This is a genomic window from Paenibacillus taihuensis (assembly GCF_003386535.1).
GTDB lineage: Bacteria > Bacillota > Bacilli > Paenibacillales > Paenibacillaceae > Paenibacillus_Z > Paenibacillus_Z taihuensis.
The window spans coordinates 155,785-168,163 of record NZ_QTTN01000008.1 but is presented as its reverse complement, the minus strand read 5'-3'; the positions used below and the strand labels follow the sequence as shown (position 1 = coordinate 168,163).

The 12,379-nt window shown below is 52.0% G+C and carries 13 protein-coding genes; 10 read left to right on the top strand and 3 right to left on the bottom strand.

From position 1 onward, the window contains the following. Positions 1–33 precede the first annotated feature (33 nt). The 4 genes from A8990_RS09385 (at position 34) to A8990_RS09370 (ending at position 2,699) form a co-directional block, all read left to right on the top strand. Positions 34–774 carry a hypothetical protein gene (locus tag A8990_RS09385; protein ID WP_116188752.1) on the top strand — a complete coding sequence of 247 codons (741 nt, stop codon included), beginning with the start codon at positions 34–36 and terminating at the stop codon, positions 772–774. A gap of 70 nt (positions 775–844) precedes the next feature. Next, the gene (locus tag A8990_RS09380) at positions 845–1,960 is read left to right on the top strand and encodes an aminopeptidase (RefSeq protein WP_116188751.1); all 1,116 of its coding nucleotides are present in this window, start codon (positions 845–847) and stop codon (positions 1,958–1,960) included. A 77-nt stretch (positions 1,961–2,037) separates the two neighbouring features. Continuing rightward, entirely contained in the window at positions 2,038–2,277 is a 240-nt protein-coding gene (locus A8990_RS09375) for an HPr family phosphocarrier protein (protein ID WP_116188750.1), read from the top strand. Positions 2,278–2,417: 140 nt separating this feature from the next. Then, positions 2,418–2,699: an Fpa/YlaN family protein gene (locus A8990_RS09370; RefSeq protein WP_116188749.1), complete on the top strand. Its 282-nt coding sequence runs from the start codon at positions 2,418–2,420 to the stop codon at positions 2,697–2,699. A gap of 100 nt (positions 2,700–2,799) precedes the next feature. On the opposite strand, the gene cax is transcribed toward A8990_RS09370, so the two are convergent. Continuing rightward, a complete protein-coding gene (cax, locus tag A8990_RS09365; protein ID WP_116188748.1) occupies positions 2,800–3,861 on the bottom strand; it encodes a calcium/proton exchanger in 1,062 nt (353 codons plus the stop codon). A 165-nt stretch (positions 3,862–4,026) separates the two neighbouring features. Here cax and A8990_RS09360 point away from each other — a divergent pair, with 165 nt between their 5' ends. Further along, on the top strand, positions 4,027–4,407 hold the full coding sequence (locus A8990_RS09360; RefSeq protein ID WP_116188747.1) for an Asp23/Gls24 family envelope stress response protein: 381 nt from the start codon (positions 4,027–4,029) through the stop codon (positions 4,405–4,407). Positions 4,408–4,471: 64 nt separating this feature from the next. On the opposite strand, the gene ftsW is transcribed toward A8990_RS09360, so the two are convergent. Together ftsW and A8990_RS09350 are read right to left on the bottom strand one after the other, a co-directional pair. Next, entirely contained in the window at positions 4,472–5,710 is a 1,239-nt protein-coding gene (gene ftsW / locus A8990_RS09355; RefSeq protein WP_116188746.1) for a putative lipid II flippase FtsW, read from the bottom strand. A 6-nt stretch (positions 5,711–5,716) separates the two neighbouring features. After that, entirely contained in the window at positions 5,717–6,061 is a 345-nt protein-coding gene (locus A8990_RS09350; protein WP_116188745.1) for a YugN family protein, read from the bottom strand. A gap of 275 nt (positions 6,062–6,336) precedes the next feature. On the opposite strand from A8990_RS09350, the gene A8990_RS09345 reads away from it, so the two are divergent. The 5 genes from A8990_RS09345 to A8990_RS09325 all read left to right on the top strand — a co-directional run bounded on the left by A8990_RS09345 (position 6,337) and on the right by A8990_RS09325 (position 12,374). After that, positions 6,337–7,485: an amidohydrolase gene (locus A8990_RS09345; RefSeq protein WP_116188810.1), complete on the top strand. Its 1,149-nt coding sequence runs from the start codon at positions 6,337–6,339 to the stop codon at positions 7,483–7,485. Positions 7,486–7,581: 96 nt separating this feature from the next. After that, positions 7,582–8,028: a CBS domain-containing protein gene (locus A8990_RS09340; protein ID WP_181909482.1), complete on the top strand. Its 447-nt coding sequence runs from the start codon at positions 7,582–7,584 to the stop codon at positions 8,026–8,028. Between the two features lie 123 nt (positions 8,029–8,151). After that, the gene (locus tag A8990_RS09335) at positions 8,152–9,894 is read left to right on the top strand and encodes a DNA repair helicase XPB (protein WP_425463896.1); all 1,743 of its coding nucleotides are present in this window, start codon (positions 8,152–8,154) and stop codon (positions 9,892–9,894) included. Further along, positions 9,891–11,759 carry a helicase-associated domain-containing protein gene (locus A8990_RS09330; protein ID WP_116188744.1) on the top strand — a complete coding sequence of 623 codons (1,869 nt, stop codon included), beginning with the start codon at positions 9,891–9,893 and terminating at the stop codon, positions 11,757–11,759. Before A8990_RS09335 ends, A8990_RS09330 begins: the two co-directional genes overlap by 4 nt. Before the next feature lie 126 nt (positions 11,760–11,885). Further along, complete coding sequence (locus tag A8990_RS09325) at positions 11,886–12,374, top strand: YlbF/YmcA family competence regulator (protein ID WP_116188807.1); 489 nt, start codon at positions 11,886–11,888, stop codon at positions 12,372–12,374. Positions 12,375–12,379 lie beyond the last annotated feature (5 nt).

The window sequence follows — 12,379 nt, the reverse complement described above, 5'->3', positions numbered from 1 at the left end:
GAAGCAGATTTGTTGTGTGGAGGAATGATTTAGATGAGAAAGCTGCAAATTGTAACGTTTGGCTGTATCCTGCTCATACTGCCTGGCTGCGGCAATGCAGCTGACAATAGATCACCGAAGGAGCTGCTTTCCCTCTCCGTATCCGGCTTGTCCGGCGTCGATCGCTATGCTTTTTCAGGGAAGACCGGAATTGGTTTCGGCGACAGCAAGCTTGTGAGCAAAGCGACTTCATTCGAGGGTACAGTAGAGAATCACAATCAGGTGCAGGTGAGGGCGAGCGAGAACGACATGTTCAATACGAACGTTCATCCGCTTGATCTGCTTACGGAAGTGCAGAAGTCTGCACAGTCGACAGAGTTGGTCGAAAGTGAATCCGGCAACCGGACTGCTGTTCTGCATATTAAAGCGAATGACAAGCTTGCGGTCGAGAGCTGGCGCAACAAACTGCGAACGCAGTTCAGTGCATTGGAGCAAAAGGTGCCTGCAGCTCTTAGCGCCAAGATGAAGAGCAAGCAAGTGAAGGCAGCAGGCAAGGAAACAGCGCTGGATAAGGCTTGGCATGAGGAGCTTACGAAATCGAAGCGTCAGCTCGAGGACATGCTGTCCACGCTGCAGGTACAGTCAGACTACCGACTGATCATCGATCGGAAAAAGCTGCTGCCGCTCCAGTTGGAGGAACAGACCATACTTCGCTACAAAGCGGAAGGCACGCCACAGCAAGAATCGCGAAGAACCACAGTCAAGTTTATGCGCCTAGGCGGGGGCAATCTATAGCTTCGTGCATCCAGCTCAAAAAAATGGTAGGATAGAAGTTGAAATTCTTAAACTTTGGAGGTTTATAACCATGCGTGATCCCCGTATGCAGAAGCTTGCTCAAAACTTAGTAGGATACTCCATCAATGTACAGCCAGGAGAGAACGTCCTCATCGATATGATCGGCTCAGAGCGTGAACTTGCAAAATGTCTCGTTGAGGAAGTAGCAAAAGCTGGCGGACGTCCGTTCGTTGAAACAAGCGACCGTTCCGTGCTTCGCTCGATGCTGATGAATGCGACAGAAGAGCAAATCAAGCTGTGGGCTTCGTTTGATTTGGAGCGTATGAAGGCGATGCAAGGTTATATCGCGATCCGTTCCGGCGAGAACGTAAACTCACTTGCTGACGTGCCTAGCGACAAAATGCGTCTTTATGAGAAGTACTACCGTCACCCAATCCACTCCGAGCAGCGTGTAAAGCACACGAAGTGGGTCGTATTGCGTTACCCGAACGATTCGATGGCGCAGCTGGCGAACATGAGCACAGAAGCGTTCGAAGACTTCTACTTCGATGTATGTAACCTCGACTACGCGAAGATGGACAAAGCTCAGGATCCGCTGGCTGAACTGATGTCGAAGACGGACAAAGTCCGTATCGTGTCGCCAGGCACAGATTTGACGTTCTCGATCAAAGGCATCGGCGCAAGCAAATGCTCCGGCGAACGCAACATTCCAGACGGCGAAGTGTTCAGCTGCCCAGTCAAAGATTCCGTACAAGGCACAATTACATACAATGCGCCGTCGGTATACTCCGGCATTACGTTTGAGAACATTAAGTTTACGTTCAAAGACGGCAAAATCGTAGAAGCGACAAGCAACAACACCGAGAAGCTGCACGAAATTCTCGACACGGACGAAGGCTCCCGTTATATCGGCGAATTCGCTTTGGGCTTCAACCCGTACATCTTGAACCCGATGAACGATATTTTGTTCGATGAGAAAATTGCCGGCAGCTTGCACTTTACGCCAGGCCAAGCATACGAAGAAACAGACAACGGCAACCGTTCCGCGGTTCACTGGGATCTAGTTCTCATCCAGAGACCAGAATACGGCGGCGGCGAAGTGTACTTCGATGATCGTCTGATCCGCAAAGACGGCTTGTTCGTCATTCCTGAATTGGAAGGGCTAAACCCTGACAATTTAAAGTAAATAAGTCTTGTATGTGACATAAAATCGGGTTATGATGATGAAGTTAGTACTTCTAACTAAATTATGGAGGGATTCCCATGTCCAATAACGCGGCAATCGTAGATATTTCCCAAACGGCAAATAAATTCACATCTTCTATCGTACTCCAAGCCGAGAATAAATACATTGACGTTAAGAGCATACTCGGTCTATTCACTACATTGGTCGGCGGACATTCCTACGAGCTTCACGTCCACGGATCAGATGCAGAAGAAGCGAAAGCAGCTCTCTCTGAAGTGTTCGCGAAACATAACTTGAACGTTAAAGTCATTGAATAATAAGCTTCTGTATAGTCAAGAAGCGCTCTCGCTGATGAATCAGCGGAGCGCTTTTTTTGTTTGACCTTGTACATTCCGTTCATTTCGACTAATATAAGATTATAAAATGTTTCGTAAGTAGCGCGAGAAGGAGGAGTACGATGTCTTCATCCGATGTTCTTATTCACCTGCATCAAAAAGCGATCAATCTCCTTCGCGAGGATGCCAATAAAATCGAGAAGTTAATCGAAGTGCAAATGGAAAATTTGACAACGAGAAAATGTCCGCTGTATGAAGAAGTGTTGGACACTCAAATATACGGTTTTTCCAGAGAAATCGATTTTGCAGTTCGTGCAGGACTTGTTTCTGAAGCGGCGGGCAAAGAGATGATTAGTAAGCTCGAACGTAATTTGGCACAGCTTTATGAAGCGCTGGGTAATTAATGCCGCATGAATATGCGGATATGAAGAAGACGCTCCCTCACGATGAGGGAGCGTCTTTTTGGATTCATTTCGGAATTGCCTTCAAGCTATCAGCTATAAGCTATACGAGATAGAACGAGATGCCGAGTATGATGTAGACGATAATGAGCAGCGCGCCTTCATACCAGTTCGTCGTGCCGTCCTTCGAAATCGACTTGGCGATAAAAACGGAGACCGCGATGGCCGCAAGCTCAATCGGGCTGAAGACGATGTCCATTGTTTTGCCGAACAGCGCACTTACGAGAATAAGAACCGGAGCAACGAAGAGTGCGATTTGAAGGCTGCTGCCTACTGCGATCTCCACAGCGGCACCGATCTTGTTCTTCATCGCAAGCATAACCGCTGCGCTGTGCTCTGCGGCGTTACCGACAATGGCGATGAGGAAAGCACCGACGAACACTTCCGAGAGACCGAACTTCGCTGTGAACGAGTGGAGCGTGCTGACAAGCCATTCCGAGACGAATGCAGTCATAACTGTCGCCAGAACGAGGTACATAATCGATTTGCCTTTGGACCAGGCCGGTTCTTCGCCATGATCAGGCGTTGTTTCCTCATCGTCAGCCAAAATATCTTTATGTGTCACCATCGAGAAGATGAGCCACAGGACGTAAGCAATTATGAGAATACCAGCAATCGTTAAACTGAGCGTATTCGCCTTATGTGTCGAGAAATGCTGCGTGGAGATGAAGATTGCCGGAATGCCGAGCGCGATCACGGCTAGAATCATCAAGGACGCGTTATGGCTGGCTAGCTGCACGTTAAAGCGCTGCTCCTTGAATTTCAGTCCGCCCAGCAGGACGCTGGCGCCAAGCACGAGCAGCAGGTTACCGATAATCGAACCGGTGATACTCGCTTTAACCATATCGAACAATCCTTCGCGCACGAGGAAAATCGCGATAATCAGCTCGGCTGCGTTGCCGAAAGTGGCGTTCAAGAATCCGCCGAGACGCTGGCCTGCATAGTGCGCCACGCTTTCTGTCGCTTTTCCTAGAAATCCGGCGACGAACAGAATGGCTGCCGCGGAAATAATAAACTCAAGAATTGTACCGAAGTGGGCGTAATGGGCTATACCGCTGAGTACAAATAAAGAAAGAAGCAGTGTGAAAAACAATTTCTGGTTCAACGAAGCAGCACCTCTCATGACTTTTTGATGAAAATTGGAAATCTGATAACACTATAGCCGAAAAAGGAAGTTGTGTAAACTTGTTGTCTCCATGTTACGATTACCTTGATTCAAAAGTAGCGTTCAATTACAATGGAAACATAAGGTGAACAAGGAGTGAGTGGCATGACAGAAGAACTTCAAACAGGCATTATTCGTATTTCCGACGACGTAGTTGCCACGATCGCGGGATTAGCTGCACTTGAAACTCCAGGTATTGCTGCAATGTCCGGAGGGATTTCGGAAGGACTAGCAAAACGACTGAGCGGAAAAAACGTACAAAAAGGCGTATCTGTTGAGGTTGGCCAGCTGGAAGCGGCAATCGATCTGCGCATTATCGTGAAATATGGAATTCCGATTCAAGAGGTTTGCCGTCAATTGCAGGAGAATGTTCGCGAGACGGTAGCGAATATGACAGGCCTGCATGTGGTTGAAGTGAACATCAAGGTTGAAGGCGTTGCCTTCAAGGAAGATGAAGTACCGGAAGAAACACCGCGTTTGAAATAATCGATTCAAACGCAAAGGAAGATAAGACAAAAGGCATGCTCCGCGAGGAGCATGCCTTTTGTAATTATTTACGGGCAGTGTGCTGCGGCCGTAAGGTTTGGGTTTGGTTATTCGTTGTTGTTCGGGTCTGCTGCTGCTGAGGCTTGTCCGGCCGATTGTATTCGCGAGAGATGCTGAGCAGGACGCCCATGCCAAGCAGAGAGACAATCAGAGATGAACCGCCGTGGCTGATGAACGGGAGCGTGACACCTGTCAGCGGCATAGCCCCGGTTACTCCGCCAATATTAACGAGTGCTTGTACGGCGAACATTCCGACAATCCCGACGCCAACGATCGTGCCGTATGTGTCTGGACATCGCAGCGCAACGAGCAAACCTCGCCATAGGAAGAACAGATAGAAGAGCAGGAACATGAAGCTTCCGATAAATCCGAACTCCTCAGCGATGACGGAGAAGATAAAGTCGCTGTACGCGTAAGGCAAGTAGTGCAGCTTCTGAACGCTATGGCCGAAGCCTGCGCCGGTAATGCTGCCGTGTCCAAGCGCTTGCAAGGAGCGGGACAGCTGATAGGTCGTGTTCTGCTCGTCCGATGTCGGATCCATAAATGCGGTAAACCTGTGAACCCGGTATTCCCAGCCCGATGGATCTTTCATATACGAGAAGCTAGCTACCAACGAAACGAGCACCGTAATGAAAAATCCGGCGATAATCAACTGCTTCAGATTGGCGCCGCCTGCCACGATGATGATTAAAGAGTAAGCGGCAATAACGATACAAGCGCCAAGGTCGGGCTGAAGCATGATGAGAAAGCAAATGAAGCCGATGATGACAAAAACAGGAACAAGCCCTTTTTTGAAATCCCGGAACTTCTCGCCTTTCTTGGAGATCAAATTGCCTAGATATAAGATAAGTCCTAACTTTGCAAACTCTGTCGGTTGAATGCCAAGAGGTCCGATGCCAAACCAGCTGCGTGCGCCATTTAATTCTTTCCCGATGATAGGAACGAGAATGAGCATAATCAGAACGGGGATAAAGTAGAGGATGAACCCTTTTTTAAAAACCGTATAGGGAATGTTCATCACGACGAACATGGAGACGATGCCCATAACGGCCCACATCAACTGGCGCTTCGTGAAATACAAGGCATCAAAATTGGAGCTTTTGGAAATAACCGCTGTGTTCGAGCTGGCGCTGAATACCATAACGAGGCCGAAGCCGACGAGCAGCAGCGTGAGCACAAGCAATAAGAAATCCGGCCTGCCGCGCAGGCCGTTTGTCTTCTGTTTAATAGGTTGTGGACTCATAGCCCATTAAGCAAGCAATTTCTTCAATTCTTGCAAACGTTGATTAGCGGAGTTAAGAATCGCTTGTGGTACTGGCGACTCATAATCCAAGCCGTGCGGGAATGTAGCGCGTCCGATATAGACGGATTCCACTTGAAGCACAGCATGCGATGATTCCAGCTTGCCCTCAATTGCGCGGACATTGAAGCGCAGGAAGTAATCTTCGCGGTTAGTGCGGTCTTCCAGCTTCAAATCATAAGTAGCGCGATAATATTCCCATTGCCAGCGAACGAAGCCGAGCTTCTCCGCGGACTCATCAAGATGCGCAAGGTCACTAGTCATGCCGTTCAGGCCTGTATTCTCAATAATCATGTGGGGTGCGTCCTCCTTCAAGCTTCAAAACAGGTTTTCTTCTTATTCATGATAGTATTTTTCACTTGCCAGTGCAAGCCTCTCCCGCGCAGCAACCAAGCGCCAAAAGTGACATATTATCGAAAAATGTTGCCATTATTTAACCAAAACGTCTCTTTCAGTACCTTCTCTCATTCTGCTACAATAGGGAGATAAAGTCATTCGAAGCAAGGAGGTTTGTAAGCGTGGAGATTACAGCAACAACAGAAGCACAGCTGCAAACTGTCTACCCTCAAATGGTGCAGTGGCGCCGTTATTTGCACCAGCATCCGGAGGTCTCTTTTCACGAAAAGGAAACCTCGCGCTGGATTGCCGAGCGGCTCAGGGAAATGGGTGTTGATGTGCAGGAAGGTGTCGGGGGCGGCTACGGGCTGATCGCGACGATTAAAGGAGGCAAGCCTGGTCCTGTCGTAGCGCTGCGCTGCGATATCGACGCCTTGCCAATACAGGATGAGAAGAAGACGGACTATATCTCGACCGTTCCCGGCGTCATGCATGCATGCGGACATGATGCGCATACATCGACGATGCTCGCGATTGCGAGCTACTATAATGCGAATAGAGCAGCCATTACAGGCGAGCGCAGACTGATCTTCCAGCCGGCTGAGGAAGTATCGCCAGGCGGCGCTAAAGGGATGGTTGAAGCAGGCGCGCTGGATGGCGTCGATGCGATCTATGGCGTGCATCTGTGGACGCCGATGCCTTACGGGACAGCGGCGACAAAACCAGGGCCGTTCATGGCTGCGCCGGATGAGATCTATATCGATATCGTCGGCAAAGGCGGACATGGCGGACTGCCGCATGAGACGGTCGACGCGGTGTTGATCGGCTCGGCGATGGTACAGGCCTTCCAGACAATCGTCAGCCGCAATGTCAATCCGCTGGATCCCGCCGTTGTCTCGATCGGTTCCATTCATGCCGGCTCGACAGCGAATGTCATCGCTGAGCGATGCAAGATGACGGGAACGGTCAGAACGTTCACGGAAGAAGCGCGCGCCTTCATTAAGGAGCGGTTGTCGGTCATCGTCAGCCAAACAGCGGCGATGTACGGTGCTACGGCAACATTCGAATATCGGGATGGATATCCGCCTGTAGTGAATGACGCGAAGGAAGCGGCTCGTTTCTTCAAGGTCGCACCATCCGAATTCGGCGAGGAAGGCGTATCGGAATCTCCGCTTATTATGGCGGGAGAGGATTTCACCTACTACCTTCGCGAGGTGCCCGGCTGCTTCATGTTCGTCGGCGCTGGCGGGGAAGCATGCGGAGCGACTTATCCGCATCACCATCCGCGCTTTGATATCGATGAGCGGGCGATGCTGCGTGCTGCCAAGCTGATGATTGCGATGGCGGAGGATTTCGCGACAGAGGCGGCAGTTCGCGCTTAATGATGCATGAGGGAGTCACGTCAAGGCTAACCTAACGGATGAAACATTTTGCTGCATTGGCTTGCAGCGTTCTCATCAAGAAGGGAGCAATAGTCAGTGACGAGACTTGTAAAAGAATTGATGTCCACGAACTGTGTGACGGCGACATTGCTGGATAACGTGTATGAGCTTGCGGTTCTCATGAAGGACCATGACATTGGATTCGTTCCGATTGTGGACGGCCAGAAGCTGATTGGCATTGTGACGGACCGGGATCTGGTCGTTCGAGGCTATGCGGAGAAGCATTCCGGATCGACGGCGGTATCGGAAGTCATAACGACCGATATTCGAACAATCGATTCGGGCACATCTGTCGATGAGGCGGCACGGATCATGGCAGAGCATCAGATCAGGCGGCTGCCGGTTGTCGAGAACGGTAACCTGGTCGGCATCGTGTCCATTGGGGATTTGGCGGTTCGCGAAATCTTCGTGAACGAAGCGGGGGATGCGCTGAGCAGTATCTCGCAGCAGGGCGGAGATATCCAGCAGCATACGGTACATTAAGTAAAACGCGATTTAGCCGAAACGGCTGGATCGCGTTTTTTTGCATAATTTTGCCTGATTGAATGGATACTAGCCTGTAGACACATTAGGACAACTATGGGCAAAATGCCACGATTCAGGGGGATGATGCAGGTGATGAAGCGTGAAGACAAGCCTTTATGCGTACAGGCAGACTTTACTGTGCTGCTGGATGACCGGCATACGGACGCGGAGGCTGCCCGAGAGCAGCTAAGCCGCTTTGCCGATTTAACGAAGCGGCCCGGGCATATCCACACCTACCGGATTACGCCGATGTCGATTTGGAATGCCGCTTCGGCAGGCATGACGCCGAAAGATATGATATGTGCGCTAGGCGACTACAGCTGCTATGAGGTGCCGCTGAAGGTGACGAGCGGCATTCGGAAACTTGCGGATCGCTATGGCAAGCTGATGCTTCAGCTGACCGCGGAGGGACAGCTGCTGCTGCTTGGCGAAGAAGAACTGCTGAACACACTGCGTGCCAATCAGACAATCACTGGATATTTGCGCTTACCGGAAGCAGCAGATGGCAGGCTTGTCGTCCGTCCTGAGGCGCGAGGGCTGCTGAAGCAAGAGTTGACTCGGCTCGGTTATCCGGTGCTTGACCTGGCTGGTTACCGGCATGGTGAAGCATTGGAATTATCGCTTAAAGATCGGACGGCGGCTGGAAGAGCGTTCGAGCTAAGAGATTATCAGCTGCGGGCGGTAAATTTATTTTATCTGGAAGGGCAAGCGGATGGCGGCAGCGGCGTGCTCGTTCTGCCATGCGGCGCTGGCAAGACGGTTATCGGCATTGCCGCATTGGCGCGGCTGCGCTGCGACACGCTCATTCTGACATCGAATGTGACCTCTGTGCAGCAGTGGAAATCGGAGCTGCTCGATAAGACGACGCTGAGGGAGGATGAGATCGGAACCTACGCGGCGGCGTCAAAAGGCGTTAAGCCGGTCACGATCGCGACGTACCAGATCCTAACGAGCCGGAGGCAGAAGAGCGATGAGTACAGCCATATGCGGCTGTTTCAGGAGCGGAATTGGGGGCTCATTATCTATGACGAGGTTCATTTGCTGCCAGCGCCAGTGTTCCGTATGACTGCTGATTTGCAGGCGACAAGACGGCTTGGTCTTACTGCGACACTTGTCCGCGAGGACGGACACGAGGAGGACGTGTTCTCGTTAATTGGTCCGAAGCGGTTCGACCTGCCGTGGAAGACGTTGGAGCAGCGAAATTACATTGCTTCGCTTACCTGTACGGAGATCCGCCTCCCGCTTGCGCATGACGAGGTTGAAGGATATGTTGCCGCAGAAGAGAAATCGAAGATACGGATCGCGGGCGAGAATCCTGCGAAGATCGAGGTCGTGCGCGAATTGCTGCGCTATCATGCAGGGAAGCCTGCGCTTGTGATCGGGCAGTATCTGACGCAGCTGCACCGGCTCGCTGAGGAGCTGCAGGCGCCGATCTTGACCGGCGAGCTGCCGCATGAGGAGCGGGCGAAGCTGTACGAGCAGTTCAAGGCAGGGGAAATACCCGTCCTCGTTGTCTCGAAGGTGGCGAATTTCGCCGTGGATCTGCCTGATGCGGCAGTAGCGGTGCAAGTGTCGGGCAGCTACGGCTCAAGGCAAGAAGAGGCGCAGCGCATAGGGCGTATTCTACGGCCGAAGGCTGGTCAGAATCAGGCGTGGTTCTACACGGTCGTCTCCCAGCATACGAAGGAGACGGATTATGCAAGCAGACGACAGCTGTTCTTACTGGAGCAGGGCTACCGGTACTCGCTGCGCGAATGGTCGGAGATGAAAGGCGAGATCGCAGCTTATGATGAAGACGAAGTGAGCCAGGAGGCAGCACAGTGAAGCTTGTTGAAATTGCAGGGAAACTGAGCGAAGAGCAGAGGCTTCAGATCGCTGAACATGCGGTTTGGCGCGGGATGGCTTGGCCGGATTCGCTGCTTGCGAGAGCCTGCGCGAGAGAGGCATGGCGGAGGTTAGAACAGCCCGCACGCTACGTGCTTGAGGTCATTATGCTCGGATTCGGACGAGCATTGTTCAGTGAAGAGCAGCTGCTTCAGGCTGCCAAGCCGCGGCTGGCCGGCTCTGAGCTGCGAATCGGCCTTCTGCAGCTGCAGGAAGCGGGCATCGTGTTCGCGGTACGAAGAGGATGGGGCGAGAGGCTGTACGTCTTCCCGAGCGACATGTACTCGGTCTGGTATCGCGAGATGCTAGAAGAGAAGCGGCTTCCTGCACTGCCGGAGATCGATGCATACGACATTGTGCCCATCGACGGCTGCGAGGGCTATGTGCCTCCATTAAGCGGGCAGCTGCTTCATGCAATGGCAGCGCTGCAGAATGCGGGCATGAAGCGGACAGCCAAAGGCGTGCTTACGAAGCGTTCGATCGACGCTGTTGGCGCGCAGCTGTTCTATGACAGTGAACAGCTGCTATGCGTTACTGAGCTGACCCAATCGGGTGTCGCTCAGCTGTATCCGCTGCCGCTTGCCATTATGCTTCTGCTGGCTCTACAGGAGGGCTGGCTTATCGAACACAAGTCCGCGTATCTCTTGGATGAGGCGGTGTGGCAGGCGTGGCAAGCACAGCCAGCCCAGGTTCGAGAAGCAAAGCTGCTTCAACGTGTACTGGAGCTGCTCTGCAACAACAGCGCTGCAGCGTCAGTAAGTGCTGCACAGCTATGCGCGCAATCCACAGCATACACGTGGTACCGGGCTGCCGATGTGGAAGAACAGCTGCAACATATGAGCAGCAATGTCCTGGCGAAGCCGCTGCAATCAACCATTGCGGCATGGTCTCAGCTGCTTCGGACATTAGGCTGGATGGAAGCAGCGGAGGACGAATCCGGTGCGGCTGTGTTTAGATGGCTGATTCAGCCGAACGTACTTGAAGAGCTTGACGACGCTGACAATGGAACTCACGTTGAAGCTGAGCAGCGCTTTATGATAAGCTGTGCAGCGCTGCAATTCACGCCGGACGGCGATATTTATGTGCAAGAAGACAGTCCTTATGCGGTCAGATGGCAGCTCGAGTTAATTGCTGAGCGGCGTAGAACCGACCGGATAACCGTCTACCGGATGACGGAACGCAGCTATAAGCGCGCTGCTGAACAGGGGATGGATAGCGCGATGGTCATTCGTGTGTTGGAATCGGCATCGGCTGCGGATGAGCCGCTTCCAGAAACGATGCGAGCTGCGATCACCATCGGGATGAGCGCTCATGGATCGGCATTGAAGCCTGCTGCCAATTCCACCGATTCCATCGATTCCACCGATCCTGCTTCGACCGTATCTGTGACGCTGCATGCTTCAAACCCGAACGATAACGAACCATACCTGCTGGGCAGCATCAACAGCATCAACAGCAGCAACAGCGGTCAAACCTATGAGCTTATTTTCGAACGAAAAGCTGTCCGTACACTCTTCGCAGGCATTGAGTCCGTACCCGCGATGTGGCTGAAGCATTTCCGAACGTATCATCATTCCACGCGGAGGGAACTGATGGAACAGGCGTTAAGCTGGCGGTCAGCGGTTAAACTAAGCTGTGAAGGCGAAATCAAGCCGTTTATTCCTGAACGCATTGTCGAAGAGGGAGGCAGATGGGCGGTAGTCGGCCATTTGCAGGAAGGCGAGAACTGCTTGAAGGTGTTGCTTCAGCCCGACATGTGGCAGGAGATGATGCTCTTGCTGCCGGAGGGGACACTCTATTATTAAGTTCTCTTCTCCCGTTTCTTCTTATCTATCGATATGATATGATGGGAACTAGGCGCTAGCCTGAAGTTCATAAAGGGGCGGATAAAATTGAGAACGATATCATTATCAGACCCTGATAGCGTGGAAATGAACTTGCCGACCTACGAAGCATTCGATGCTTATGGCGGGAGTGAAATTTCATCGCTGGATATGGGGCAACTGCTGTTAAACGCCTATGAAATTGGCGATATGATAAACCAGTCGGCAGAAGTAGCCGAATACGCATATTGGAAACAAGTTGTCGACCGGGACGCACAGGTGCATCAGCTTGTGAAGCAGTTCGATAAAGCGAAGGAGCTGTTCACGGAATGCGAGCGCTTCGGACGCTTTCATCCCGACTACAACTCGGCGAAGGATAAAGTCGTCGCAATCGAGCAGCAGCTCGGGGAAATCGAATGCGTAAGCAAGTTTAAAGCGGCGGAGCAGGCGGTAGATGACATGCTTCACGACATTGCGAAGGAGATCGCGTACTCGGTCTCCGAGACGATCAAGGTGCCGAGCAATGATCCGCTGCCTAAGGGCGGCGGCTGCGGAAGCGGCGGTTCGTGCAGCTGCGGAAGCGGCGGCTGCGGTTAGTTTTT